Source organism: Mycobacterium sp. NGS40, from assembly GCF_059812735.1.
In genome coordinates this window covers 36,048-61,017 of sequence record NZ_JCALDG010000021.1, presented here as the reverse complement: position 1 = coordinate 61,017, position 24,970 = coordinate 36,048, and the positions used below count along the sequence as shown (strand labels likewise).

Below are 24,970 nucleotides of genomic sequence, written 5' to 3'. Positions count from 1 at the left end.
GGCTGAACAGACCGGAACGGGGGCGACCCTCAACTCGGGAATACACCTCGCATCTGCGGAAGTTGCGTCGGCATGTACCGCCAATCGATAGGTCCATTGCCAGGAGTGAAAGCATTACCAGAAGCGACGAGGGCGGATTCGGTTACGCCGAGATCTGTGCCGAACTGGGCGCGCGCTTCGGCACCAGCTTCGAGGTTGAGGTTACCGGCAGCTGCGTGACGATGGTCGCGAGCCTGGAAGGCGGCATTCAGGTGGTCGTCACTGACTGCGAGGCCCCATTGTCGCCTGTCGAGCGGCATCTCACCGGTCGTGCGGCGGGCTTCTTTGTCGGTTTGCGTCGGGAGCAACTGGATACCGATGGTGGTGCCGACGTTGACGTTGAATTGGCTTACGCGTGCAATGAGTTGGCCGCGCCGACCGCCGAGGCGATCGGGGACTTGGTGCGAGAGGCTTTGGAGCACGCCACAAATTGGCTTCGAAGAAGCTCGGCCCGGCGGACAGCGGTGGGTGATGCTCGGCCAATAGAACGTCAACCTTAAGCAGTCAGACCAACCAGAAGTGTCGCTGGTGGAGGTTCCAAACAGCATCCGATTTGGAAGGTTATCCCTGCCCGGTGAACCGGGCGAATCCACCGCGCATGACGACTTCGGGTGCAAAAATCAGTTGCCGACACCGCCAGACCCGGGAGGCGGTACCTATGAACAAGGCGCTTGGCTTGATCGCCATTTTCGCCTTCGTTATATCGGCTGGATGCTCCTCGTCGAGGTCCACGCCGTCAGGAACGCCTCCATCCGGACGACTGAGCGGAACGATGAATCAGTGGGTCCGCTCGGTGTGCAATTCTCCGGTAGCCGACCGCCGCAGGCTCATGCCGTCAGCGACAAGTGGTGGCCAGTGTGTCAGCTCGCCCGATGTTCCCGGGAGTAATCCGTCCCTGGTGAGGGCGGCGTTTGTTTTTGGTACCTACCCGACGGAATCTGCGATCGGTAACGACCTCGCGATCCTGGGCCCCTACGCAGAGGGCAACGATGGCGCAGAGGAAGTCGTGTTCGCGGTATTCATGGGCGAAAACCACTCTGTCCTAACACCTTTAACCAGCTTTGGCTTCGCACTTCATCCTGGTCAAGCGTCGGCATGCTTTGGCCAGTACAGCCATACCCGGGTTGAGTGCCCGCAGGAGAACGTGCCGTCGCCCGGAACCTTTCCGCCGCCCGCGGCGGCTCCTGGTCCAAACGTGACGTATCCAGCCCCCGCAGCGCCGCCGTCCGGGGGCAATACTCCGGGAATCCCTTCGGATGCCGACCGTCAAGGCTTCCTGAGCTACCCCGGTGCGCGGTGCAACTCCGTCAACCCAGCTGTGGTGATCGCTCGAACAGCAGCCTCGGTGCTGGTGATCTGCCAAACCGGTGTTGGTCGGTATTACTACCGAGGCCTCGGCCTAGGAAACGGCCTGTCCGTCGAGATCGACGACCCAGTGCGGACCGGAGCTGGCTTCGTTGTGACCAACAACGGTGTGCAGTACTCAGTTTCGCCTAGCGCGCTGATCATTACTCAGGGTTCGAGCGTGCTGAGCAACGAGCCTATGTTGGAGTACTGGGCCGCATAGGCAAGCAAAACCGGTTCACCCGACACCAGGCCCTGCTCGACATCAACTTCAAGCAGCATCCAGGTTCGGATCAACTGGTCGTCTCGTCGCCCAGCTCGGTGTTGGCAGCGGGGTCAGCCCTAACCCACTGACCGGCTTCTCGCTATCGCGCTTGTGTGGGCGGGTTTTGATCATCCTCGTGAGTGAGGCTGGTGTATGGCCGACCCGGCGGTGGGACGTCCATCTTTGGATCCACTGCCTGCATGGAGTCGGGGTAGCGCGGGTCAACGTAGGTGAGGTCGTGGCCCCGGCGTTGTAGGTACCGGCCGAACAGGTAGATGGCCAAGCAGATGAGCGCAAACGCCGCGGCGATACCTGCGACGGCGAGGATTTGCATGGAACTGCCTCCGTGGAACAGCGCTATCTGAGGGCCTTGTCGAATCCCAGTTAATCCGACAATTCCTGCATGTCAACTCTTGTTCTGGGGCTGGGATTAGCGGTGACTTGCAGAGGGGTACTCGCTCTAGTGCTATGGAGCCATGGGTCCGGCCTAGGGCAAGGGGGCAGTGGTGGCAGACGGGAAATTGGAAGTCGACCTGGAAGCGTTGGCATCGTCGGCGGCGCATGTCGGCGGGCAGGCTGAGGATCTCGCGACCGCCCACTTGTCATCGGACAACCAGATTGTGTCCGCTCAGACCGGCTGGGTGGGCAGCTCCGCGGCAGCGCTCGCCGTGAAGACGGAGACCTGGTTGGAGACGTCGCGCAGGCTCGTGGGCCGGGTCGGCGGCCATGCGGTCGACCTGAACACCGATGGAATCACCTTCGCCACGATGGAGCAGGAGAACGTCGAGAAGGTCCGCGCGGTCATACGAGGTGTCGGCGGGATAGCTGGTTCGGCCGGGGTGTGATCGATGATGTTGACGGTGGCCGATATTGATCGATGGAGCGCTGATGCGGTGCGCACCGTCTTCCATGCAGCCAATGCCCGTGGGCAAGCCACTTTGGAGGCTTCGCAGCACCTGAGTTCGTTGGCGGTGTTCGACAGCTGGGAAGGAGCCACCGCGGAGGCTCGGAGACATAGCAACGCGTCCATCCGCCAAGACCTTGATGCTCACGGGAATGAATCCTTGGCGGTCGGCGCGGCGGCCGGGAAAGCCGCTGAAGACATCGAGCATGTCCAGTCCGAGCTGCGCACGTTGCGTCATGATGCAGCCGAAATGCACATGATGATCGATCCGGTGACCAACAAGGTCGTCCCGACGTCGACCGCCCTACCCATGGAAGCGTTCATCGCCGAAGAACAACTGCAGCCGCGCCTGGACGCGATTCTCACCGAAGCCAACGCAGTCGACCAGGAACTTGCGACCGCGATCAATATGGCCGACGGCGACATCCCGATTTCACCCGGTCCCGGCGGTGTGCGGATACCGGGAGGGCAGCTGGATACCCCACCTGCGGGCCAGAACAGCACGACCGGCCAATGGCAGCTCGACACATCGCGCTCGTACGACGATCCCTTTTCGCCCCCTCAGGGGCCGTACGTCCCATGGCAGCCAACGACCATTCCGGAGAAGCTTGCGACCGGTCCGTCCACCGGCCTGCTCACCACGGACAAGACGGGACTTAGCAACACCGCCAACGGGTTTGACGTGCAACAGGGTTACAAGATCCGACTCACCGGGGGCCAGGCCACCGGGATCACCAAGATGGTCCAGGGTGCCGACGGGAAGTGGTATTCAGCCCGGTGGATCGAGAACACGTACGAGATGGAGACCACGAAGGTCCTGCAAGGCACAGGCAGCTTAGGCGGTATCACCGGCTACCCGATGGCGATGCCGTGGAAGCCGGTCTCGCTGGGCGAGATCATGAATACGTCCGCGATGTACCCGGGTAAGACGTTCTACCTACCGGACGGCTGCGGTGGCTCCATTCCGATCGTGAACGGCAAATTACCGACACCAACCGTTCCCGTGATGACGGCTCCGCATTGACCGCAGCCACGAGGCACTCTTCCCGTCGGGCACTGCGATTCGCCGCGGTGGGAATCTTCACGGTGTTGATGGTCGCCTCGGTCTGGCTACTGGTCCGACCGGCCGGAGGCAAGGCGGCCGATTGCGCGACGGCGCGGGCCATGTGGAGCTACTACGAGTCCCAGCTCGCCTCGGCCCGGACAGCGGCGCAGGAACCCGACGCCAACAACAGCAAGACGGAAGTCGCTTATCGGAACATGATTAACGAATTGCAGTCCTACGCGGGCCGGATCAGCTCACCGGGTCTACGGTCCGAGGCGGATGCGATGGTGGCGATCAACCGCGACCTGTTCGAGCAATGGAAGCGCTGGGTGGCCGAGAGCCAGTCGGTATCACCGACCTCAGTGGGCCCGACTCCTTCCGACAGGCAATTCGGCACCGATTTCACGCAAAACGCGGAGAAGCTCAAGGACGTTCATGCTGAGCTCCAACGACGATGCGCGAGCTGAATCGGCCGACGGTCGTGGGATATGCGGATCCCGTAGCACGATGAGGATGAGCAAGACGCCGACTCAGGTCTCCATGAACATCGGCGACGAACACCGGGATCACTGAGGAGGACATCGGCATCGGCGATGCGCAGTAGGGATCGGTTCTCTCGGGTCGTCACACTCGTCGAGTTCAGGTCAAATCGGGCGACTTTTGCGTCACTTAAATCCATATCTTTGACAAAAATTTGACGATCTCTGGGGTGTTATGGGGTAAAACGCCTGGTCGCGAACACAACGGGCTGATCTATCGACTGCTAACCGCGCTCCGAAGCGTGCCGTTCGCCAGGTGGTTTATTTGCCGCGAACTAAGCCAGTACTTGACTTCCGCTTTAATGCGTTGCGCCACTAAAGACGCACGGCCATATCGAACGATCCAGCCGGGGGGCGGGGTGGAGCACACAACGAGGATCCGCCCCGTGTTTGCTGCTTACCAAGCAGGGTCATTAAACAACATTTCGCTATTGGTTCCGCAGTAACTCTTCGTTAATAGTCTGAAGGAGTTTCTTTTGTACCTTTTGCAAGGTGGGAATTGATGACCCTACACGACCCTTGGGGACTTTGATCTGGTAAAAGAGCACAATCAGATGTCCCTACAGTTTGTCCCTCGATGACACTGCACGACCCTTGCGGAATCTCGGCAGGGAATCCAAAGGGACATATAGGCGACCGGATATGACCCTTTGCTATGTGCTCTCATTGCTGCTGCCGGTCCCAGGTTTGCCGGGTGAGCTTAAGGCCGTGGATGTAGCGCTTGCCGTTCGACTTGGCCTTCTGATATCCCCTGGAATAAATCTCCCGGGCGAAGACACGGCTTTCCAGCGGGTCCTTGAACCGGTTGGCATGGCACCACTCGATGTAGCGCTGGTACACGTCACCGACCAACTCTCGATCCTCACCGGTGCCCCGGGTCGTGCAGTCATCGAGGAATTGCTTTGTGCGGTCCTCCGACTCTTCGTATTCCTCCGTGGCCGTCATCACGCGCTCGGGGGTGACCAACTCATCGGAGGCCACTGTGGCGGCACCCCTCGCGATCCAGCCCAAGATCGCCGGGCCCTCGGCCGCGACAAGTTCGTCGGCGAGGTGTTTGTTTCTCTTGTCCTCGGGGACCTGGTGCGTGAATGGCACAAGGCGGACCCGACGCCAAAACGCATACCCACCGGCACCGACCGCGGGTTGATGGTTTCCAACCAGGATCAACATGTGCGATGGAGAAAAATCGAAGAAATTGCCGTGCATGAAGCGGCCGGTGAGTGTGTCACCGCCGGTCAGTACTTTGACCTTGGCCTCATCGAAACGGGTACCTTGATTGATCTCCGAGCACACCACAAAACGAGCTCCGGCCAGCCGGGCAATTTCGGTCTCGTGCTTATCGCGGCCCGCCAGCAGGAAGTTGGCCGGTGCCGCGATGGCGTAATCACCCAGCACCCTCGAAATTACCTCAAGCAATACCGTCTTCCCGTTTTGCCCGGCTCCCCAGAAGAACGGAAGGATATTGGCCAGCACCTTGCCGATGGCGGCATACCCGCACAAGCCTTGTACATAGGCGATCAATTCCTCATCGCCCTCAAAAGTGGTTCTCAAAAACTCCGTCCACCGCGGGCAATCGCCCTCGGGGTCATAGCCCACACCGGTGATCTTGGTGTGCCAGGCATCAGGATGATGATCGCAGATCTCCCCGGTGCGCAGGTTCACGATCCCGCTGAGGGTGTTGAGCTGCCAACCGCTGGCATCGAGTCGGTCACGGCTGCACCGCATCGCCGGATCCGAACGAGCTAGCCGCACCATCGCGCCGATGCCCGCGGCCGACAACGACCGCTTGCGGTGGCTGCGGTCTCTCTTGGTGGCCCCCGGCAATTCGGTGGCAATTTGACCGGCCGCGGTGTCGATCGTCCCGGTATCAGGGTCGAAATGCCAAAGCACCCCGTTCCAGTGCATCCACTTTCCGATCTCGGGCACGTAGCGGATGCCCGGCGAATACTCGGCGACCAGCTGGGTGGCGTTGCCTTTGTCGGTATGCGCCAATCGCTGCTCAACGTCAATCTTCGACCAGCTACGGGCCACGTCATCGGGGTGTTCGCTGAGGCGATCGGCCAGATCGTCGCGCTGCTGCACCGCCCATACTGCATGGGCCTCGGTCAGATTCGCGTCGTAGACCGCACGCACCACACGGTGCAGGTCCCGGGAGCGGTCAGGTGGCTCGCTCACTTCCGCCAGCGCCTCCCCCACCTTCGGATATCTCTCCAAATCGATCGGTTTGGGATCCTCGGCATGGTGCTGAGAAATCACTCGTGCCGTCCCGGTGATCCTGGCCTTCTCCTTGTTGGCTCGGCCGTTCGTCTTGGCCCTCTCCTCGGCGGCGGCGAGGTCCACCCCGAGCAGAGCGGCAAGAGTGTGCGGATCCACCCGCGTCCCGTTCGGCTTGATCAGCCATTGCACCTGACGAGCAGGCAAGCCCTCGAAGACGGTGGACTTGAAGTTGTAGCCACCCACCGGCCTCAACAAGTCGTTGTCGCTGTGCTTGGCCTTGTCGCCGTCCAGATACTCAATGAGCCCCCTGCACAATGCAATATGCGCAACCTGGCTCACTTCCTCATTCAGCGGTACATATACATGCCCATTGCCTGGTGACCCCGAGCCGATCACAAATGCGCCGAGATCGGCGAGCCGGTCGATCTTCTCCTGATCGAGTCCCTTATCCCCGTCGGTGTGCACCAGCCGCAGGATCACCGCGTCACCCTTACGGCGCGCCCGACTACGCCTCAGATACGGAACGACGTAGAGATCACCCCGGTGGGCGTACTGGTCGATCGCGTCGCAGATCTGCTCAGCCTCCTCCGGCCACCCGAACACGATCTTCTCCCCATTGCGCTCACTCCAAGAGCCGTGCTCGTACTTGCCACTATTGGGATTGCGGCGAGGATTGATTCCCAGCGCAAAGACCACTATCCCGGTATCGCTACCGAACACGGAGTCGAGAAACAGCCGGACGTCGGCCCGCTCGGCACCGTCACCAACCAGGCCCCCGCTGATATCGCTTGTGCTATCAGCATCCTCGTGGCTGTCGGCGGACTGCTCAGCTCGGAGCATTGTCACGTTAGGAGCGGCCATCGGGACCCCTCGTCGCAGTGGACTCTTGTTCCCGAATCCACTGCAGGACAGCCTCTTTGCGGTAGAACACCTTGTGTCCCACAAAGAAGTGTGGGATGAAACCGCCGCGGGCCCGCAGGTCCATCTGAGTCTTGCGCGGGACCTTGAGCATCTTTTCTAGATCCCGGGTGGTAAGCACCTCGGCCTGCTCGTCATCAATCATCTTGCCCCCAGCCGGTCTGCGGCGACCGAAGCCGAGCAGGACTTCCCCGCTCATCTCTTCTCGGACGAGAGGGAGCAAAATACACTGGAAATAGACGAGAAACGCTCGTGCATCACCGGATACGCCCGATGGCTCACCGGGCTCGGTCGTTGCGATTCCGCCCGACATCATCATCGATCACCATGCTCGACAACGACGTAGCCGCGGCTCCGCAGGCAAGCCGCAAGCCGGTCGGCATAGCCGGGATGGATGCGCCAGGTCTTGAAGGCCGAGTCCCACCACCGGGCCCACACCGGCAACGCCACGATTGCGACGACCGCGGGCTCGTCGTTGTACTCGAAGTTGACGAGCACATCGTCGTAGTCCTGGCCGAGACGCTCAAAGAGAACATCGAAGTCCCGATTGCGCGCGCCTGCTCGCCGGGGCCGGTGGCCCCGGAGTCGGCAGTCGGATGCTGTTGTTGGCCGGAGATCTCGGGACCCGCGCCCTCGCCGACGGCGGCTTGTCTTTGGTTTTGTCATGCGCCGCCATCACCGCCGCCTATATTCGATTGTGGCGCGGCGTCTCCGATAGCAGACGTTCTGGTCTTGCACGCGGCATCAGTGCCCCTGGGGTCTGCGCTGAGCCGATCCATATAAGCCTCAAGGGATTCCGACGTTACGAATCCCCGACGGCCGATATTCACCTTGTTGATCTCACCCTTCTTGATCAGCTCGTAAAGCGTGGTGTGGCCGATGCCACCCAGTATCTGGCGCGCTTCGGGGATTGACACGAGCCGCTTGACGGTTTGCATATCCCGCCTGCCTCCGATCGTTCGTCTCCGCCTGTACGCTGGCGGTTATCGCAAGACTGCAGGGATATATGCAGAGTCTGCAACATCCCAGTGCGTGCTTTCCGGGAGGTTTTGAGTGGCTGGCCGAACCGAGCTCGGTGACATCCATGTCCAATTCCGTCATGAGGGGCACGAATGCCTGATCACCTTGTCAGCGGACGACCGCGAGACCCTCAGGCGCGTGTCAGAGACGTCCGAGACCATTGAGGCTTACAAGGTGCCGACATGGATCGAACTCACTACCTCAGGCGGTGCCGATCCAGACATGCGCATTCGAGTCGAGCTTCGAGACGGTGCGCCGCAGATCGTCGAATTGGCCTGGACGTCGCAACCTCATCAGAGCGAGATCCGTCAGAAGCACTTGCGTCAAATCGACCTAGCCAAGTTGGTGAGAGATCTGGTGTCGAGCACCCTGACCACCGATCACCCATGCCGGGGCGGCAATGTCGGCGTGCAGATCGAGCAAATTCGCCAGTCGAAGGACCCGGAATCGGAGGCCGATTACGCCGATTACGTCGACGAAAGCGTTGCGCTGCTGAAGCAGGCAAAGCGGGAGTCCGAGAAGGCTAGGCGCGTGGCCGCCAAGTTCACCGAGCGGCAACGACTCCCGCGGGAGCGCCGCATGATCACTGACAGCCATCTGAGATTGGTGGCCGAGGTGTACCGAGCGAATTTCCGCAGTGGGCCAACCAAGGCCGTGAGCAAACACTTTGGTGTGGCGAATCGGATGGCTTCGACATACGTCGACAAGGCGCGCAAAGCGGGCTATCTACCGCCAACGAAGCAAGGCCAGAAGAAGGCGTAGAGGCAGAACATGGCTAATGCGAACGGCGAGGGCAGCATCTACAAGCGGATGCGCAACGGGCGGCACACCGGCTACATCGGTGCCGTCAGCCACACCGACGACGCAGGGCAGCTCAAGCGGCACGTGGTTTACGGGAAGACCCGTGCCGACGTGCGCGACAAAATGAGACAAGCACGCGAACGGCTCGACAATGGCGTGGCGGTCAAGGACTCCAAGCGCACCGTGGCCAATTGGCTGGCGCACTGGCGGGCCACCACACTGGCCGCCTCAGACCGCAAGGAGTCCACCCGCGAGCTGTATGCCAACCTGTGCCGCCGACACCTCGAGCCTGAGCCGTTCGGGGCGATCCGGCTCGACAAGCTGAGACCCAGCGACATCGAGGCGCTGATACTGGCGATGCGTGCAAAGACCAAACCGGGCAAGCGCACGCAGCAGAACCTCACCTCTGAGCCGGTCCGGGCACTGTCCGACGCGACGATCAGGCAGACCTACACAGTTCTGCGGGCCGGACTAGACGGTGCTGTCCGGGACGGCCTGCTGGCCAAGAACCCGGTTGCCGCCGTGAAGCGTCCGGGCGTCGCCCGCAGGGAGGCCAGGCATGCCAGCGCGGTCGACGTGAGCAAGCTCATGCTGTGCGCCAATGGCCTGCGCTACCGGAATGTGCTGGTCCTCATCGCCACCACCGGGTTGCGGCGTGGCGAGGCGCTGGCCCTGCACTGGTCCGATGTCGACCTCGACGCTGGGATGATGGTTGTCCGGGGCACCCTCGGACGGGTCGGCGGCAAGCTGATCATCACCGAGCCGAAGACGGACCGCTCGCGGCGGACCGTACCGATCGCCCTTCCCCTGGTCACCATGCTGCGGACACACCGCGCCGACCAGAACGCCGAACGGGTAGCGGCGGGCGACCAGTGGCAGGAAAACGAGCTGGTGTTCGCCACCGAGTTCGGAACGCCGGTAGACCCGCGCAATATCCTGCGGACTGTCCAAATCGCGGCTCAGAAGGCAGGCATGTCCGACATCGGCGTCCATACGCTGCGCCATAGTGCCGCCGTGATCTGGCTGGAGTCCAAGGTGCACATCAAGGCGGTGGCCGACCTGCTCGGCCACTCCTCCATCGCGATCACCGGGGACATCTACGGGCACACCAGCGACGACACGGCGCGCGCGGCAGTGGCGGGTCTGGCCGATCAGCTTGGTCTGCCGGACTGAGCAACCGTTGCTATCCGCGTTGCTATCCACACCCCCATGGGGTATGAAAAAGCGGCTCCGGATTTCTCCAAAACCGCCTCTCATCTGCATGAACTCTGGTCGGGCTGACAGGATTTGAACCTGCGACCACTTGACCCCCAGTCAAGTGCGCTACCAAACTGCGCCACAGCCCGTGTGCCGATGTCTCCACCGGCAGCAGGTCGAAAGCCTACCGTAGCCGGGGCCTCAACCCGCTATTGCGTGGTTGACCTGCGAGTCCCCTGGTCGCCCGCCTCCTCGAACCAAGCCTCGACCTTCCGCACCCAGTCCCGCAGCGCCCGGGCGAGCTCGGCTTCGCGGCGGTAGAACCGCTGGGAGGGAACGGGCACACTGACCGCGACCATCTCGTCGCCCACGTTCTTCAGTACCGCACCCACCGCGCAGATCCCTTCGCTCTGTTCTTCGCGGTCATACGCCACGCCTTCGGTTTTGACGCGTTGCAGCTCCTTGCGCAACGCCGCCGGCGTCGTGATCGTGTTCACAGTCAGCTTGGCGAGCCGACTCGGCAGCGCACGGGCTTGCTCCTCGGCCGACAGATTGGCCAGCAGCGCCTTGCCGTTGGCGCAGCAGTGCAGCGGAAACGACTCGCCCACCGCGCTGATCGCGCGCAGCCGGTGCGGCGAGACCACCTGATCGACGAACGTCGCACGGTCGCCGTCCAGGATCGACAGGTCGACGGTCTCCTCCAGTTCCCGGGACAGCTCCTCGATGAACGGGTGCACGTCGAACACGACGCTGCGGCGCACGGTGGTGGCCATGCGGGCGATCTCGGGCCCCAGCCGATAGCGGCCCCGCGCCGCACGCGAGGCCACCAGGCCCTCGTCGTCGAGCGCATTGAGGATCCGGCTCACGGTCGAGCGCGCCATGCCCAGCCGCTCGCCGATCTCGGCCTGGTTCAGCCCGCCCGGATGCGCCTGCAGCAGCCGCAGCATCTCGGCCGCGCGGGCGATGACCTGAATTCCGCTGCCGCGCACCTCTTCTGCGTCGACGCTCATGTCAGGCCCCGGTCTCGATGCGGTAGCTACCGGTCGGGTCGATGATCGCCACCAGCCGCACGATACAGCCGTCGCCGCCGACCCAGCGCCACGGGAACGCCGCAAAGGTGACGCGTTTTCCGGTGACCTTGTCCAGGTCGCCGCCCACGTTCTCGAAGCCGTAGATGCCCTCGGACAGAATCGCGCGGTGGCAGGGCTCCCATTCCGGAAAATCGTCGAGCACCTTGCGGCCGGTCTGCTCCTCGTATTCCTTTACCGCCCAGGGCAATAGGCCACCGGTGTGCTCGGCGGGTCCGTGCGGGGCGATCGCGGTGGCCATCGGATGGTCGAGCGCTTGGGTGTCCGTACCGACGGCCTTGACACCCCTAGCCGCGAACCACTCCCCGGCTTCCTTGTAGAACCCCGGCGAGTAGGCGTAGTACTCGGCGCTGTCGGCGTAGGTATGGTGCCAGCCGGTGTTGACGATGACGATGTCGCCGGGCCGGATCTGCGGCGTGGCCTTTTCTAGGTCCTCGGCCGTGACGACCTCCCACTTCTTTTTGGGGATCGACACGACGACCCCGGTGCCGAAGAACGCGCTCAGTGGAATCTCGTCGAGCAGCGGCGTGCCTTCGATCACGTGGCCCGGCGCGTCGATGTGTGTGCCGGAATGCATTACCGTGGTGATCTTTTGGGTGAGGACGCGGCTTCTGGCCATGTTGTGCAGTCGTTCGATCTTGACGTCCTCGAAATAGGGCCACGCCGGGACGCCATGACCCCACGGGTGTGACAGGTCGTAGAACTCCAGCTTCGATTCGGCTTCGCCAAGAGGCCAGGCTACGGTCACGACGGTTTCTTTCGTATCAGCATGCGGTGTAGCCGCCGTCCAGATACATCACCTGGCCGGTGTAGAAACTCGACGCGTCGCTGAGCAAATAGATCAGTGCGCCGACGAAGTCCTCCGGTTCAGCGAAGCGGCGCAACGGGATTCGGGCGAACATCGCCTCGCGGGTCGATCGCCCCTTCTCGTCGTCGGCATACATCCACTCGGTCAACTCGGAGCGGAAAACCGTTGGCGCCAGGGCGTTTACCCGTATTCCTTGTGGGCCCCACTCGGCGGCCAACGACTTGGCCAGCAGGTCGGTGGCCGCTTTCGAGGGGCAGTAGGCGCTGTAGCCGGCGGGATGACCGAGGCTGCCGCGCACCGAGGAAACCAGCACCACGCTGCCTCCCCCGCCCTGGCGCAGCAGCACCCGGCCGGCCGCCTGGCACACCAGCCAAGCGCCTCGCGCGTTGGCCTTCATCACGTCGTCGAAGTCGTCGACAGCCATCTCGGTGATGGGCTGGACGTGGTTCATGCCCGAGGCGACCAGGACGCCATCGAGCCGGCCGTGCTTGGCCACCGCCGCGTCGACCATTGCCTGGGCGTCGGCCGGGGCGTCCGGGCGACGCACCACCACCGCCAGGTCGTGCCGGCCCGTCTCGGCAGCGAGCTCGGCCAGACGCTCGGTGTTGCCGCCGGTCAGCGTCAGCTTGGCCCCCGCTTCAGCGAGAGCACGGGTCGCCGCACTGCCCAAGGAGCCGGTCGCGCCGGTGATCAGGATCGACTTGTCCTGCACGCTGAATCGCGACGCATTCACGATGCCTCCATCAAATCCCGCAGTATGGGCATTATATCCCGCTATACAAGAGCACGTTAATGCGAAGGCATGGCGAAAGTCAACGTTGAATCCTGTGATACAAGACATCATCGACCGCATTGTGGGATCTAGTGCCCGACACGTCGTTGACGGTGCGGTCAGGGTGGCGAGTGTGCGCTCAGGGCGCCCCGGACGCGCACCCGACGCGATGGGAAGGGGCATACAGCGCCCCGAGGCTTAGCGGCGCTTGGCAGTGCGCTTTTCGCGGACCCGCACATTGATACGGATCGGGCTGCCGGCGAACCCGAACGTCTCGCGCAGCCGCCGCTCCAGGAAGCGTCGGTAGCCGGCTTCGAGGAAGCCGGTGGTGAACAGGACGAACGTCGGCGGCCGGGCAGCGGCCTGGGTGGCGAACAAGATGCGGGGCTGCTTGCCGCCGCGCACCGGAGGCGGCGTGGCCGCGACGACTTCCTTGAGCCAGCTGTTCAGCGGACCGGTCGGGATCCGGGCGTCCCACGACGCCAGCGCGGTCTCCATCGCCGGCACCAGCTTCTGCACGGCCCGTCCCGTCTTGGCGGAGATGTTGACCCGCTCCGCCCACTGCAGCTGCGCCAGCTCACGGTCGATTTCGCGGTCCAGCAGCTCGCGGCGATCCTCGTCGACCAGATCCCATTTGTTGAAGGCCAGCACCAGCGCCCGGCCGGCCTCGATCACCATGCTCAGCACGCGCTGGTCCTGTTCGGTCAGCGGCTGCGACGCGTCGATCAGCACGAGCACCACCTCGGCGGAATCGATGGCCGAGTGAGTGCGCACCGACGCGTAGAACTCGTGCCCACTGGCCTGACCGACCTTGCGGCGCAGCCCCGCGGTGTCGACGAAACGCCAGATCTTGCCGCCCAATTCAATCAATGAGTCCACCGGATCGACCGTGGTTCCCGCGACGTCGTGCACGACCGAGCGCTCGTCACCGGCCAGCTTGTTCAGCAGCGAGCTCTTGCCGACATTGGGCTTGCCGACCAGCGCCACCCGGCGTGGGCCGCCGGCCGCCGGGGCCGCCTCGGACACGGCGGGCAATGCGGCCAACACCTCGTCGAGTAGATCGGCCACACCGCGGCCGTGGATCGCGGAGACCGCATGGGGCTCGCCCAGACCCAGCGACCACAGCGCGGCCGCGTCCGATTCGACCTTCTCGCTGTCAACCTTGTTGGCGGCCAAGAAAACCGGCTTGCCGGAGCGCAGCAGGATGCGGGCGGCGGCCTCGTCGGCGCTGGTGGCACCGACCGTGGCGTCGACCACCAGAATGATCGCGTCGGCGGTACGCATCGCCACCGACGCCTGTTCGGCCACCAGCTGCTGCAGACCCTTGGCGTCGGGCTCCCATCCCCCGGTGTCCTGCACGACGAACCGGCGACCGGTCCACAGCGCGTCGTAGGACACCCGGTCGCGGGTAACGCCGGGAATGTCCTGCACCACCGCTTCGCGCCGGCCCAGGATCCGGTTGACCAATGTCGACTTGCCGACGTTGGGCCGGCCGACAATGGCCACCACCGGCGCGGGACCGGGCTCGTCGAAGTCTCCCGAATCGGAATCGACGACGTCCCAATCACTTTCGTCGGACCACGTGCCGTCCTGGCTCACCGCACTGCCTCACTTCGCTGCTTGACCAACTCCAGCAGGTGATCGATTACCTGCGCCTCGGTCATGTCGCTGGTATCGACGATCACCGCGTCCGCCGCCGGTCGCAACGGCGACAGCGCGCGGGTAGAGTCCAGATGATCCCGGCGGCGCACATCGGCCAGGACCCCGTCGTAATCGTCGGCCAAACCCGCGGCGACGTTCTGGTCATTGCGCCGACGGGCGCGGGTCTCGGCCGATGCGGTCAGATAGATCTTCACCGGCGCGTCCGGCAATACCACCGTCCCGATGTCGCGCCCCTCGACAACGACATTGCCCGGCCCATGTGCCATCTCGCGCTGCAGGGCGACCAGCCGGGCCCGAACGGCGGCAACCGACGACACCGCCGACACCGCGCCAGTCACCCGGTCGCCACGAATCTCGGCCGAGACATCTTCTCCGTCAAGGAAATAACGATCACCTTCGGGGTGGTAGTCGATCGACATTCGCACCGTATCGGCGACCCGCGCGACCGCGTCGGCATCGGCCGGGTCGACCCCGGCGCGTAACACGGCCAGCGTCACCATCCGGTACATCCCGCCGGTGTCCAGATAACGCGCCCGCAACGCCTCCGCCAATCCCTTTGACACCGAGGACTTTCCGGTTCCCGCCGGGCCGTCGATCGCTACCACGACGCCGCTCGTTCCACTCACAGGCCCACCGCTTTGTACAGTTGGCCGATCTCGCCCTGGCTCAATGCCCGGATGCTGCCCGGCCGCTGCTTGCCCAGCGCGATCCCACCGATCTCGGTGCGTACCAGCGCCTCCACCGGGAAACCCACCGCCGCCAGCATCCGGCGCACAATCCGATTCCGTCCCTCGTGCAATGTCAAGCGCACCAACGTCTTTCCCGGAATGACGTCCACCACCGCGAAGTCGTCGACACGCGCCGGGCCGTCCTCCAACTCGATGCCGGCCCGCAACTGCTTGCCCAGCCCGCGCGGCACCGTGCCGGCGACCGTCGCCAGATACGTCTTGGGGACTTCATGAGAGGGATGCATCAATCGGTGCGCCAGCTCGCCGTCGTTGGTCAGCAGGATCAGCCCCTCGGTGTCGGCGTCCAGCCGTCCCACGTGAAAGAGCTTCTTGTTGCCTCGCACTCGCCGCTCGACCAGGTCACCGATGCACGGCCGGCCACGATCGTCGGACATCGTCGAGTGCATCCCGCGCGGCTTGTTCAGCGCCAGATACACCTGGGATTCGTCCAGGGCGATCCTGGCGCCGTCCACGCGGATCACCGAGGCATCGGGATCGACGCGGGTGCCCAGCTCGGTCACCACCTGCCCGTCCACTTCGACGCGGCCGTCGATGATCAACTTCTCGGCGGCCCGGCGCGACGCAATTCCGGCCTGGGACAACACTTTTTGCAGCCGGATCCCCTGGTCTTCGGCCATCAATCCTGGTCCACGTCGAACGACAGCGACTGTTCGGGCGTCTGACCACCCGACAGTTTGATGAAACGTGGCTCGCTGTCCAGGGATTCGCTCAGGTCCTCGATCGTGTCGACGTCGGGAAGCAGCGGTGCGATATCGGGCAGGTCGGTCAGCGACTCCAGCCCCAGCCGCTCCAGGAACAGCTCGGTGGTCGCGAAGGTGGCCGCGCCGCTGTCCTCGTCAACGCCGGCTTCGGTGATCAGACCGCGCGCCAACAGGGTTCGGATGACGGCGTCGACGTTGACACCGCGCACCGCGCTGACCCGCGCACGCGTCACAGGCTGGCGGTAGGCCACCACGGCCAGGGTCTCCAGCGCGGCCCGGGTGAGCTTCGAGCGCGCGCCGTCCAGCAGCAGCTTCTCGACGTAGGACGCGTACTTGGCGCGGGTGTACATCCGCCACCCTTCGCCGGTCTTACGCAGATCGATGCCGCTGTCGCGGTGCGCGAGCTCCTCGGCCATGAGCTGCAGCTTCGCGGCTATCCGGTAGACGGGTTGCCCGGTGGCGGCGCCCAGCGCCTCCTCGGCGACCGGGGTGTCCACCACCAGCAACAGCGCCTCCAGCACGCCGCGCAGCTCCTCGTCGTCGAGCGGCGCTGCTTCGGCGATGTCGGGGATGCCTTCGATACCCGCGCCGAGATCGAGGTCGGGCAATTCTTCAGTCATTTATTCGTCCCGTATTTCGGTGGTCGGGCGCTCCCCGGTCCACGAAATCTGGAGCACGCCAAGCGGCTCCGACTGGTCGAATGCTACCGCCCGGGACCGATACAGCTCGAGCAGCGCCAGGAAGCGTCCGACCACCTCCATCGGCACCTCACAGTCGGCGACCAACTCGGAAAACGTCGCCCATTGACCACTGCCCCGGGCTTCGAGCATCGACAGCAGTTTCTGGGCCTGCTCGGGCACCGAGACCTTGAGCTCGTGCAGGTGGCCGATCGAGACCGTCGGCACCGGCCGCGGGCTGAACGCGACCGCGGCGATCTGGGCGAAACGCTCGGCGTCCACCCCGATCATCACTTCCGGCAGCAGTTCGGTGAACCGCTCCTCCAGTGACACCGCGCGTGGGTAGCTGCGCAGGGCGGTGGCTTCCAGCTCGGCGAACATCACCGCGACGTGCTTGAACGCGCGGTACTGCAGCAACCGGGCGAACAGCAAGTCGCGCACCTCGAGTAGGGCGAGGTCTTCCTCGTCGTCGATCTGCCCGGCCGGCAGCAACCGCGCGGCCTTGAGATCCAGCAGGGTCGCGGCGACCACGAGGAACGCGGTGGTCTCCTCCAGGTCCAGCTGGGCGCCGATCTCGCGGGTGTAGGCGATGAAGTCGTCTGTGACCTGGTGCAGCGCCACTTCGGTCACGTCGAGGCGGTGCGCGAAGATCAGCTGCAGCAGCAGGTCGAACGGCCCCTCGAAGTTGGTGAGGCGGACCTGGAAACCGGTGGAGGAGCCGTTCTGCGCTGCCGCCTCACCATTCGCTGTGTCGTTCACGCGCCGAATCGGTCAATGAACTCGCGGGCCAACGCGCGATAGGCGATGGCGCCCGCCGACTTCGGCGCCCAGGTGGTGATGGGTTCGCCCGCCACGCTGGTCTCCGGGAAACGCACGGTCCGGGTGATCACGGTGTCGAACACCAGGTCACCGAAGCGTTCGACGACACGGGCCATCACCTCGCGGGCGTTGACCGTGCGCGGGTCGTACCGGGTCAGCAGAATGCCGCTGATCTCGAGCTTCGGGTTGAGCCGGTCACGCACCTTGTCCACGGTATCGGTGAGCAGCGCCAGGCCGCGCAGCGAGAAGTACTCGCACTCGGTCGGAATGACCACGCCGTCGGAGCAGGCCAGCGCGTTGACGGTGAGCAGGCCCAGCGACGGCTGGCAGTCGATCAGGACATAGTCGTAGCGGTCCAGCACCGGATGCAGCGCCCGGCCCAGCGTCTGCTCCCGGCCCACCTCGTTGACCAGCTGAATCTCGGCCGCCGACAGGTCGATGTTGCTGGGCACCAGGTCCAGGTACTTGACCCGGGTGGACAGCAGCACGTCTTCGATCGACACCCGCGGCTCCACCAGCACGTTGTGAATGGTCTTTTCCAGATCGTAGTGCGGGACGCCGAGACCCGCGGACAGCGCGCCCTGCGGATCCATGTCCACCAGCAACACCCGCCGGCCGTACTCGGCGAGCGCGGCTCCCAGGTTGATCGTCGACGTGGTTTTCCCGACGCCACCCTTCTGGTTGCACATCGCAATGACCTTGGCCGGGCCGTGCGAGGTGCGCGGCTGCGGCTCCGGGATCGCCCGCTGCGGACGCCCCGTCAAGCCGATCTCGACGGCGCTGTCCGGGTGCTCGGTCGTCATGCCCGGGGTGTTGCGGAGGTGAACATCGTCGGAAAGTCTAACGGGTAGGCGCACGTAAACCGGGCGACCCGCAGGCGAGGTAACCAGGGAAAATGTGCGGATTTCGCGACTGGCCTCCGCCGGGGCTTTCAGAGTTAACTTCAGTCACACCAGCCACATTCGGCCCATGCTTGCCGGGGCTAGGGTGGGGCCCATGGACCTCAAACGACGGATACCCCTGCTGCGGTGGTCGGTATGGCGGATGGCCGCCGGAGCGCGCAACATCACCACGACGGGCCAGATCGGCGACGGACGCGAGGCGGCCGCGGTCGACTACGTCGTCGCCAACGCCCGCGCCGGCGACATCGACGACGTGCTGGCCACCATCGACAAATTCGCCTACGAGAAGTCGATGCTGATCAATGTCGGCGACGAGAAGGGCCTGCTGCTCGACGCGGCGGTGCGCCGGGCCGATCCCGCGCTCGCCCTGGAGTTGGGCACCTACTGCGGCTACGGCGCACTGCGGATCGCCCGGGCCGCGCCGAACGCCAAGGTGTTTTCCGTCGAGCTCGCGGAGGCCAACGCCGCCAACGCCCGGCGGATCTGGGCGCACGCCGGTGTCGCCGATCGGGTGACGTGCATCGTCGGCACCATCGGTGACGGCGGGCGCACGCTCGACGCGCTTGCCAGCGAGCACGGATTCGCTTCTGCCGGACTCGATTTCCTGTTCCTCGACCACGACAAGAACGCCTACCTCGCCGATCTGCTGAGCATCATGGACCGGGGCTGGCTGCATAAGGGCTCGATCGCGGTCGCCGACAACGTCCGGGTGCCCGGCGCGCCGAAGTACCGCGAGTACATGCGCCAGCAGCAGGGCAAGATGTGGAACACCGTGGAGCACAAGGCCCACCTGGAATATCAGTCGATGGTGTCCGACCTGGTGCTGGAGTCCGAGTACCTGCGCTGAATTGGCGGTTACGTCGCGCGCGGGTGGGCTCCGGCCCACACTTCGCGCAGCGCGTGCACGGTGACCAACGTGTAGATCTGCGTGGTCGTGACGGAGGCATGGCCGAGCAGCTCCTGTACGACGCGCACGTCGGCCCCGCCCTCCAGCAGATGCGTGGCGAACGAGTGCCGCAGCATGTGCGGCGACACCCCCGAAGTGATGCCGGCGCGCTCGGCGGCGTCCTGCAACACCTGCCATGCGCTTTGCCGCGACAGCCGTCCGCCGCGGGCATTGAGGAATATCGCGGCCGTGCCGCGGCCCCGGCGGGCCAGCTCCGAGCGTCCACGCACCAGGTAGGCATCCAGCGCGTGGACGGCGGGACGCCCGATGGGCACCAGTCGCTGCTTACCGCCCTTGCCGCGCAGCAGCACCGATCTGGCCTGGGTATCGATGTCGTCGACGTCGAGTCCGACAGCTTCGGAGATGCGTGATCCGGTGGAGTACAACAGCTCCAGCAGCGCCCGGTTGCGCAGCGTCAGCGGACCGTCGGACGGGCTCTCCCCGCCCGCGCCTTCCAGCAGCGCCAGCACTTCGTCGATGGTCAGGCTTTTGGGCAACCGGCGGCCCGGGGTCGGCGGCCGCACCGCGCGCGCCACGTCCAGTTCGGCCAGCCCCTCGGCGGCGGCGAAGCGATGCAGTCCGCGCACCGCGATCAATGCCCGTGCGGCCGACACCGCCGACAAACCCACCACTCCCGACTCGGGATCACCGCGGCGCAGTGCGACCAGGAATTCGCTGACGTCGTCCTCACCGACCTTGGCCAGATCGTGAATTCCACGTTCTTCCAGGTGCTTTGAATAGCGGCGGAGGTCGCGCCGGTAAGAACTGAGCGTGTTGGCCGCTACTCCCCGCTCGATCGTCAGATGGTCGAGATAGCCTTGCATCTGCGACTCGAGCGTCAGCGCGGTCGTCATTGCGCGGCCGCTTTTCGAGCGGCGAATGTCGTGGGCTTGTCCGGCCACGGGATGTCCACCGGACGCGGCTGGGCCAACCCTGTCGTCACGGCGTGTGCGGCCAGAATCCCGGATACGGCAATGGAATTGACGATCTCGCCGCTGAAGACGAGCCGCAGCGCCTCCTCGATCGGGACCCAGCGCATCTGCATGTCGGCTTCTTCGTCGTGCGCTTCGGGACGGCCGATATCGCTGAGGCCGGTGGCCAGGAAGACCCGTACCGATTCGTCGCTGTATCCGGGCGCGGTGTCGATGTCGACGAGTACCTGCCAAGTGTCGGCGTGCAGACCGACTTCCTCCTCGAGTTCGCGAGCCGCGGTGAGGTGGGGCGCTTCGCCCTCGGCGTCGAGCAGGCCCGCCGGTAGCTCCCACAACCGCCGGCCGAAGGTGTGCCGGTACTGATAGACCATCGCGATGCTGTGATCGTCGCGCATCGGCACGACGGCGACGGCGCCGTAGTGCTCCACGACCTCGCGCGCCGCGGTGTTGCCGCCGGGCATCCGCACCTCGTCGCGGCGCAGGGTGAAAATCTTTCCGGTGTAGAGCGTTTCGCTCGACGCCGTCTCGAAGACGTGGTCAGCCACGGGTGGCGGGTTCAGGTATCGACCGCTCGGCGCTGTCTCGATGCTGGTTGCCATTGGACGTGTGCTCGGGGATCTCCACCGGAAGCAGCTCACCTTCTTTGTAGTCGATGGCCGCGCCGACGAATGCGACGAACAGTGGGTGCGGCCGGGTGGGCCGGCTCTTCAGTTCGGGATGGGCCTGCGTGCCGACGACGAACGGGTGAATGTCCGACGGGTATTCGACGAATTCCACCAGGTGGCCGTCGGGTGAGGTGCCGGAGAACCGCAGGCCGCTTTCGGCGATCTTGTCGCGGTAGGCATTGTTCACCTCGTAGCGGTGCCGGTGCCGCTCGGACACCTGGGTAGCCCCATATGCCTGCGCCACAATCGAATCCGGCTCGAGCACCGCGGGGTATGCCCCCAAGCGCATGGTGCCGCCGAGGTCGGCTTTGCCCGCCACGATGTGCTCCTGATCGGCCATCGTCGAGATCACGGGATCCGGTGTGGACGGTTCGAATTCGGCCGAGTTGGCCTCGGTTAGGCCGACCGAGCGGGCGGCTTCGATCACGATGCACTGCAACCCGAGACATAACCCGAATACCGGCAACCCGCGCGACCGTGCGTAGCGAATCGCGCCGATCTTGCCCTCGATGCCGCGAATGCCGAATCCGCCGGGGATCAGCACGCCGTGCACGTCGGCCAGCGCTGAGGCGGCACCCGCGGCGCTTTCGCAGTCGTCGGAGGGCACCCACAGCATCTCGACCTTGGCGTGGTGTTTGAAGCCGCCGGCCCGCAACGCCTCGGCCACCGAGAGGTACGCATCGGAGAGGTCAACGTACTTGCCCACCAAGGCAATCCGGACGGTTTCATGCGGCTCGTGCACCCGGCGGAGCAGGTCGTCCCATTCGGTCCAGTCGACGTCGCGGAAGGGCAGGTTGAGCCGGCGCACCACGTAGGCGTCGAGCTCCTCGCGGTGCAGCACCTTGGGGATGTCGTAGATCGATGGCGCGTCGGGCGTGGAGATGACGCCGTCGATGTCGACGTCACACATCAGCGCGATCTTGTTCTTCAACGGTTCGGGAACGGGACGGTCGCTGCGCAGGATCAGCGCGTCCGGGGTGATACCGATGCTGCGCAACGCGGCCACCGAGTGCTGGGTCGGCTTGGTCTTGAGCTCGCCGGACGGCGCCAGGTAGGGCACCAGCGACACGTGGAGGAAGAAGACGTTCTCGCGGCCGACGTCATGGCGGACCTGACGGGCCGCCTCGAGGAAGGGCTGCGATTCGATGTCGCCGACCGTGCCGCCGATCTCGGTGATGACGACGTCCGGGCGGCGCCCGTTGTCGTCGGGCTCGGCCATCGCCAGGATGCGCCGTTTGATCTCGTCGGTGATGTGCGGGATCACCTGGACGGTGTCGCCCAGGTACTCGCCGCGCCGCTCCTTGGCTATGACGGTTGAATACACTTGCCCGGTAGTGACATTCGCCGATCCGGACAGGTTGCGATCGAGGAACCGCTCGTAGTGGCCGACGTCGAGGTCGGTCTCGGCGCCGTCCTCGGTGACGAACACCTCGCCGTGCTGGAAGGGGTTCATCGTGCCTGGGTCCACGTTGAGATACGGGTCGAGCTTTTGCATCGTCACATGTAATCCGCGGGCGGTCAGCAGCTGGCCAAGGCTACTCGCGGTCAACCCCTTGCCGAGCGAGGAAGCAACCCCACCGCTGACGAAGAGATGCTTGGTGGCGGTTTGCGGGTGCTTACGCACAGGCGACCTCCGTGAAGACGGGCAGGGCGTCGTTTTCGTCTAGCTTTTAAGAAGCTGGGCCTGCCGACCCACGGAAATCCACCCTAACACCAGCGACCCCAGGGCGCGGCTAACACGCCCGGCAACCGGACAGCAGCTACTGCGGGACGGTGATCGAGGTGGCGCCGTGGCCGGTGCCGTACTGCCCGACATGGCCGCCGTTGAGCAGGTCATGCAGCCCGAGGATCGCGGTGATCCGGCCCGGCGCGACGTCGACGTCGTCGACGGTGCTGATCGCGGAGTTGATGCCGGCGTCGGCGCGTGCCACCGCGACCGCGGCACCGCCCGTCGACGATCCGTCTCGCCCGGCCAGCAGCGTGCCGGAGCCGTGCGGCGCCAGCGCCGCGGCGAAGCGGGCCACGCTGACTCCCTGATTGCCCGCGTCCTGCGGCAGCGCGCCACCGGTGACAATCAGCGCGGCGTTCGCCCCCGCCATGTGGTCGCCGGGCTGATAGGTGACGAATCCGGTCTCGCGCAGGGCTGCCAGCACGGTGTCGCGCTGCGTCTCATCGACCGGCGGGACCGCCGGGTTGGCGTTGATCAGCAGGGCAATACCCAACAGGTCACCGGCTTGGGATCCCTGGTCGACGAGTTTGGTGCTGAGTTGCTGGCCGGCGGGCAGCACCGACGAGTTCACCACGGTCCGCAGTTTTTCGGCCGAGTTGGCGTCGACGAACTCCTGCGTCAGTGCCACTGTCCCCGTGACGGTCCCACCGGCCTGGCCGGCGATCTTGGAGACGGCGGCGACGTCGTCGTCCTTGGCGTCCGGAGTGCGGAAGACGACGACGGATTTGCCGGCCAGCCCGTCGTGCACGATTCGGCTCATCAACTGGTTGTCGAAATTGTTTGCCGCGCTGAGCTTTTCGTTGAGGACATTCTTCTGGTCGTTGAGGCCGTTGATCTGCGAGTAGAGGTCGCGCTTCTCGTCGCGCAGGCTGGACAGCAGGGTGTCGGACAGAAAGCCCGAGCCCAGCACGACGCCGACGGCCAGCGCGAGGAAGACCGCGGCCAGCGAGAAGGCATGTTGGCGTAACGAGATCATGAGCGCACCCCCTTAGAACGGACTACGTGATCAGGTGCTGAATCCACAAAGAGAAGTGATTCCAGTAGTCGGTGACCCAGTGCAGCACCACGCCGTCGGTGCGCGACACCCACAGCGCGACGATGACGGCGATCAGCATCGTCAGTGCCAGCAGCGCGATCGCACCGCCCGAGATGTGGTTGCGGTAGAGGGTGGCGACAGCCTTCGCGTCGACCACCTTCTCCCCGACTCGAAGCCTGGTCAAAAACGTCGACGGGTTGCTCTGAGTGCGCGTCCGGTCGAAGAACGTCTCGATGTTGGCGGTGTGGCCGGCCGTCACCAGCAGCGCCGCGCCGTGGTGGTCGGCCAGCAGCAGGGCCAGGTCGACGGCCGAACCCGCGGCGGGGAAGGTCATCGCCCCGACCCCGAGGTCCTGGATGCGCTCCAGCCCGGGCGCGTGGCCGTCGGCATCGGCCGGCAGCACGACGTGGGCGCCACACTTGAGTGCTTCGGTGCTGATCTGCTCCGGGTCGCCGACGATCAGCTGCGGGCGATAGCCCGCCTTGCGCAGCACGTCGGCGCCGTGGCCGACGCCGATCAGGACCGGCTGGTACTCCTTGATGAACGGCTTCAGCGAGCGTAGGTCGTCGGCGGCGCTGTCCTCGTCGGCGACGATCACCACGTGGCGGCGGCGCATGTCGATGTCCACGTCGGGAATGCCGATGCCGTCGATCAGCAGCGGGCTCTCGCTCTTGATGAACTCGATTGTGTTGCCCGCGAACGCCTCCAGGTGGGCGGCCAGGCCGCTCTTGGCCTCGCGCATCAGGTCGGCGATGTCGTGGTCGGTGCGCTCGGTGCCGCGGATCAGCCGACGCTCGCCGGCGTACACCCCGCCCTCGTACAGCCGGATCTTGGCGCCGTCCTTGACCTTCTTGAAGATGTCCGGCCCGGTCTCATCGATCAGCGTGACGCCGTTGTTGACCAACACCTCCGGGCCCATGTTCGGGTAACGGCCGGAGACCGACGGCGATGCGTTGACGACGGCGGCGATGTCGGCCTCGACCAGCGCCTCGGCGGTGATGCGGTCCAGGTCCAGGACGTCGAGAACCACGATGTCTCCCGGGCAGACCCGGCGCAGCAGGCGGTCGATGTTGCGGTCCACCCGTGCGGTGCCGGTCAGACCCGGCCGGGAAGCATTACGTGTGAGCAGCCCTGACATCTTCATGGGGGCGATTCTGTCCGCGATCGGCGGCTCAGGGGTGGAGGCGCGCCGTAA

27 protein-coding genes and 1 tRNA gene are annotated in these 24,970 nt (G+C 64.8%); 7 read left to right on the top strand and 21 right to left on the bottom strand.

All coding sequences use genetic code 11. The annotated features are described in order from the left end of the window. Positions 1-29: 29 nt before the first annotated feature. A complete protein-coding gene (locus tag AC5Y5O_RS25590; protein WP_500027961.1) occupies positions 30-587 on the bottom strand; it encodes a hypothetical protein in 558 nt (185 codons plus the stop codon). Positions 588-937: 350 nt separating this feature from the next. On the opposite strand from AC5Y5O_RS25590, the gene AC5Y5O_RS25585 reads away from it, so the two are divergent. Beyond that, a complete protein-coding gene (locus AC5Y5O_RS25585) occupies positions 938-1,606 on the top strand; it encodes a hypothetical protein (protein WP_500027959.1) in 669 nt (222 codons plus the stop codon). Between the two features lie 142 nt (positions 1,607-1,748). On the opposite strand, the gene AC5Y5O_RS25580 is transcribed toward AC5Y5O_RS25585, so the two are convergent. Further along, positions 1,749-1,982, bottom strand: a complete 234-nt coding sequence (locus AC5Y5O_RS25580; protein ID WP_500027958.1) for a hypothetical protein — start codon at positions 1,980-1,982, stop codon at positions 1,749-1,751. Between the two features lie 172 nt (positions 1,983-2,154). Between AC5Y5O_RS25580 and AC5Y5O_RS25575 the strand changes: the two genes are divergently transcribed. The 3 genes from AC5Y5O_RS25575 to AC5Y5O_RS25565 are packed head-to-tail and all read left to right on the top strand — an operon-like array spanning position 2,155 to position 4,064. Beyond that, entirely contained in the window at positions 2,155-2,493 is a 339-nt protein-coding gene (locus tag AC5Y5O_RS25575; protein ID WP_165796359.1) for a WXG100 family type VII secretion target, read from the top strand. A 15-nt stretch (positions 2,494-2,508) separates the two neighbouring features. After that, positions 2,509-3,576, top strand: a complete 1,068-nt coding sequence (locus AC5Y5O_RS25570; protein WP_133160851.1) for an Rv0964c family protein — start codon at positions 2,509-2,511, stop codon at positions 3,574-3,576. A 47-nt stretch (positions 3,577-3,623) separates the two neighbouring features. Beyond that, entirely contained in the window at positions 3,624-4,064 is a 441-nt protein-coding gene (locus tag AC5Y5O_RS25565) for a hypothetical protein (RefSeq protein ID WP_096287303.1), read from the top strand. A 735-nt stretch (positions 4,065-4,799) separates the two neighbouring features. Here AC5Y5O_RS25565 and AC5Y5O_RS25560 read toward each other — a convergent pair. The 4 genes from AC5Y5O_RS25560 to AC5Y5O_RS25545 all read right to left on the bottom strand — a co-directional run bounded on the left by AC5Y5O_RS25560 (position 4,800) and on the right by AC5Y5O_RS25545 (position 8,209). Continuing rightward, entirely contained in the window at positions 4,800-7,214 is a 2,415-nt protein-coding gene (locus tag AC5Y5O_RS25560; RefSeq protein WP_096287301.1) for a DNA primase family protein, read from the bottom strand. After that, the gene (locus AC5Y5O_RS25555) at positions 7,201-7,470 is read right to left on the bottom strand and encodes a helix-turn-helix domain-containing protein (RefSeq protein ID WP_165796357.1); all 270 of its coding nucleotides are present in this window, start codon (positions 7,468-7,470) and stop codon (positions 7,201-7,203) included. The genes AC5Y5O_RS25560 and AC5Y5O_RS25555 overlap by 14 nt, the downstream gene beginning before the upstream one ends. A 116-nt stretch (positions 7,471-7,586) precedes the next feature. Beyond that, positions 7,587-7,769 (bottom strand): hypothetical protein, encoded by a 183-nt coding sequence (locus AC5Y5O_RS25550; RefSeq protein ID WP_096287297.1) that lies wholly within the window; start codon positions 7,767-7,769, stop codon positions 7,587-7,589. A 164-nt stretch (positions 7,770-7,933) separates the two neighbouring features. Beyond that, positions 7,934-8,209 carry a helix-turn-helix domain-containing protein gene (locus AC5Y5O_RS25545; RefSeq protein WP_096287295.1) on the bottom strand — a complete coding sequence of 92 codons (276 nt, stop codon included), beginning with the start codon at positions 8,207-8,209 and terminating at the stop codon, positions 7,934-7,936. A gap of 115 nt (positions 8,210-8,324) precedes the next feature. On the opposite strand from AC5Y5O_RS25545, the gene AC5Y5O_RS25540 reads away from it, so the two are divergent. Both AC5Y5O_RS25540 and AC5Y5O_RS25535 read left to right on the top strand, forming a co-directional pair. Then, positions 8,325-9,053 (top strand): hypothetical protein, encoded by a 729-nt coding sequence (locus AC5Y5O_RS25540; protein WP_096287293.1) that lies wholly within the window; start codon positions 8,325-8,327, stop codon positions 9,051-9,053. A 9-nt stretch (positions 9,054-9,062) separates the two neighbouring features. After that, on the top strand, positions 9,063-10,265 hold the full coding sequence (locus AC5Y5O_RS25535) for a tyrosine-type recombinase/integrase (RefSeq protein WP_096287291.1): 1,203 nt from the start codon (positions 9,063-9,065) through the stop codon (positions 10,263-10,265). A 96-nt stretch (positions 10,266-10,361) separates the two neighbouring features. On the opposite strand, the gene AC5Y5O_RS25530 is transcribed toward AC5Y5O_RS25535, so the two are convergent. From AC5Y5O_RS25530 to AC5Y5O_RS25485, 10 genes are all read right to left on the bottom strand, one after another. After that, a tRNA-Pro gene (locus tag AC5Y5O_RS25530) sits at positions 10,362-10,438 on the bottom strand. A 60-nt stretch (positions 10,439-10,498) separates the two neighbouring features. Beyond that, positions 10,499-11,299 (bottom strand): IclR family transcriptional regulator, encoded by an 801-nt coding sequence (locus tag AC5Y5O_RS25525; protein WP_500027953.1) that lies wholly within the window; start codon positions 11,297-11,299, stop codon positions 10,499-10,501. 1 nt (position 11,300) lies between these two features. Then, entirely contained in the window at positions 11,301-12,125 is an 825-nt protein-coding gene (locus tag AC5Y5O_RS25520; protein WP_500027951.1) for a cyclase family protein, read from the bottom strand. A 16-nt stretch (positions 12,126-12,141) separates the two neighbouring features. Continuing rightward, positions 12,142-12,918: an SDR family NAD(P)-dependent oxidoreductase gene (locus AC5Y5O_RS25515; RefSeq protein ID WP_500027949.1), complete on the bottom strand. Its 777-nt coding sequence runs from the start codon at positions 12,916-12,918 to the stop codon at positions 12,142-12,144. Between the two features lie 237 nt (positions 12,919-13,155). Then, positions 13,156-14,556 carry a ribosome biogenesis GTPase Der gene (der, locus tag AC5Y5O_RS25510; protein WP_500027947.1) on the bottom strand — a complete coding sequence of 467 codons (1,401 nt, stop codon included), beginning with the start codon at positions 14,554-14,556 and terminating at the stop codon, positions 13,156-13,158. Continuing rightward, positions 14,553-15,245, bottom strand: a complete 693-nt coding sequence (cmk, locus tag AC5Y5O_RS25505; RefSeq protein ID WP_243393889.1) for a (d)CMP kinase — start codon at positions 15,243-15,245, stop codon at positions 14,553-14,555. Before cmk ends, der begins: the two co-directional genes overlap by 4 nt. After that, positions 15,242-15,985 (bottom strand): pseudouridine synthase, encoded by a 744-nt coding sequence (locus AC5Y5O_RS25500; protein ID WP_500027944.1) that lies wholly within the window; start codon positions 15,983-15,985, stop codon positions 15,242-15,244. The genes cmk and AC5Y5O_RS25500 overlap by 4 nt, the downstream gene beginning before the upstream one ends. After that, positions 15,985-16,689 carry an SMC-Scp complex subunit ScpB gene (scpB, locus tag AC5Y5O_RS25495; protein ID WP_500027942.1) on the bottom strand — a complete coding sequence of 235 codons (705 nt, stop codon included), beginning with the start codon at positions 16,687-16,689 and terminating at the stop codon, positions 15,985-15,987. The genes AC5Y5O_RS25500 and scpB overlap by 1 nt, the downstream gene beginning before the upstream one ends. Continuing rightward, positions 16,690-17,505, bottom strand: coding sequence for a segregation/condensation protein A (locus AC5Y5O_RS25490; RefSeq protein ID WP_500027940.1), 816 nt, complete (start codon positions 17,503-17,505; stop codon positions 16,690-16,692). It abuts the gene before it with no gap. After that, complete coding sequence (locus AC5Y5O_RS25485; RefSeq protein WP_500027938.1) at positions 17,502-18,368, bottom strand: ParA family protein; 867 nt, start codon at positions 18,366-18,368, stop codon at positions 17,502-17,504. Before AC5Y5O_RS25485 ends, AC5Y5O_RS25490 begins: the two co-directional genes overlap by 4 nt. Positions 18,369-18,561: 193 nt before the next feature. Between AC5Y5O_RS25485 and AC5Y5O_RS25480 the strand changes: the two genes are divergently transcribed. Next, positions 18,562-19,314 carry an O-methyltransferase gene (locus AC5Y5O_RS25480; protein ID WP_500027936.1) on the top strand — a complete coding sequence of 251 codons (753 nt, stop codon included), beginning with the start codon at positions 18,562-18,564 and terminating at the stop codon, positions 19,312-19,314. 8 nt (positions 19,315-19,322) lie between these two features. On the opposite strand, the gene xerD is transcribed toward AC5Y5O_RS25480, so the two are convergent. The 5 genes from xerD to steA form a co-directional block, all read right to left on the bottom strand. Then, on the bottom strand, positions 19,323-20,267 hold the full coding sequence (gene xerD, locus AC5Y5O_RS25475; protein WP_096287273.1) for a site-specific tyrosine recombinase XerD: 945 nt from the start codon (positions 20,265-20,267) through the stop codon (positions 19,323-19,325). Beyond that, positions 20,264-20,890 (bottom strand): NUDIX domain-containing protein, encoded by a 627-nt coding sequence (locus AC5Y5O_RS25470; protein ID WP_096287271.1) that lies wholly within the window; start codon positions 20,888-20,890, stop codon positions 20,264-20,266. The genes xerD and AC5Y5O_RS25470 overlap by 4 nt, the downstream gene beginning before the upstream one ends. Next, on the bottom strand, positions 20,883-22,634 hold the full coding sequence (gene pyrG, locus AC5Y5O_RS25465; protein WP_096287269.1) for a CTP synthase: 1,752 nt from the start codon (positions 22,632-22,634) through the stop codon (positions 20,883-20,885). The genes AC5Y5O_RS25470 and pyrG overlap by 8 nt, the downstream gene beginning before the upstream one ends. Before the next feature lie 136 nt (positions 22,635-22,770). Continuing rightward, complete coding sequence (locus tag AC5Y5O_RS25460) at positions 22,771-23,715, bottom strand: copper transporter (protein ID WP_500027932.1); 945 nt, start codon at positions 23,713-23,715, stop codon at positions 22,771-22,773. A gap of 22 nt (positions 23,716-23,737) precedes the next feature. After that, the gene (gene steA / locus AC5Y5O_RS25455; protein ID WP_096287265.1) at positions 23,738-24,919 is read right to left on the bottom strand and encodes a putative cytokinetic ring protein SteA; all 1,182 of its coding nucleotides are present in this window, start codon (positions 24,917-24,919) and stop codon (positions 23,738-23,740) included. Between the last annotated feature and the right edge of the window lie 51 nt (positions 24,920-24,970).

Coding starts and splice junctions, on each gene's coding strand:
- AC5Y5O_RS25590 (WP_500027961.1), bottom strand. CDS start 587: ATGCTGTTTGGAACCTCCACCAGCGACACTTCTGGTTGGTCTGACTGC.
- AC5Y5O_RS25580 (WP_500027958.1), bottom strand. CDS start 1,982: ATGCAAATCCTCGCCGTCGCAGGTATCGCCGCGGCGTTTGCGCTCATC.
- AC5Y5O_RS25560 (WP_096287301.1), bottom strand. CDS start 7,214: ATGGCCGCTCCTAACGTGACAATGCTCCGAGCTGAGCAGTCCGCCGAC.
- AC5Y5O_RS25555 (WP_165796357.1), bottom strand. CDS start 7,470: ATGAGCGGGGAAGTCCTGCTCGGCTTCGGTCGCCGCAGACCGGCTGGG.
- AC5Y5O_RS25545 (WP_096287295.1), bottom strand. CDS start 8,209: ATGCAAACCGTCAAGCGGCTCGTGTCAATCCCCGAAGCGCGCCAGATA.
- AC5Y5O_RS25535 (WP_096287291.1), top strand. CDS start 9,063: ATGGCTAATGCGAACGGCGAGGGCAGCATCTACAAGCGGATGCGCAAC.
- AC5Y5O_RS25525 (WP_500027953.1), bottom strand. CDS start 11,299: ATGAGCGTCGACGCAGAAGAGGTGCGCGGCAGCGGAATTCAGGTCATC.
- AC5Y5O_RS25500 (WP_500027944.1), bottom strand. CDS start 15,985: ATGGCCGAAGACCAGGGGATCCGGCTGCAAAAAGTGTTGTCCCAGGCC.
- scpB (WP_500027942.1), bottom strand. CDS start 16,689: ATGACTGAAGAATTGCCCGACCTCGATCTCGGCGCGGGTATCGAAGGC.
- AC5Y5O_RS25485 (WP_500027938.1), bottom strand. CDS start 18,368: ATGACGACCGAGCACCCGGACAGCGCCGTCGAGATCGGCTTGACGGGG.
- AC5Y5O_RS25480 (WP_500027936.1), top strand. CDS start 18,562: ATGGACCTCAAACGACGGATACCCCTGCTGCGGTGGTCGGTATGGCGG.
- xerD (WP_096287273.1), bottom strand. CDS start 20,267: ATGACGACCGCGCTGACGCTCGAGTCGCAGATGCAAGGCTATCTCGAC.
- AC5Y5O_RS25460 (WP_500027932.1), bottom strand. CDS start 23,715: ATGATCTCGTTACGCCAACATGCCTTCTCGCTGGCCGCGGTCTTCCTC.
- steA (WP_096287265.1), bottom strand. CDS start 24,919: ATGAAGATGTCAGGGCTGCTCACACGTAATGCTTCCCGGCCGGGTCTG.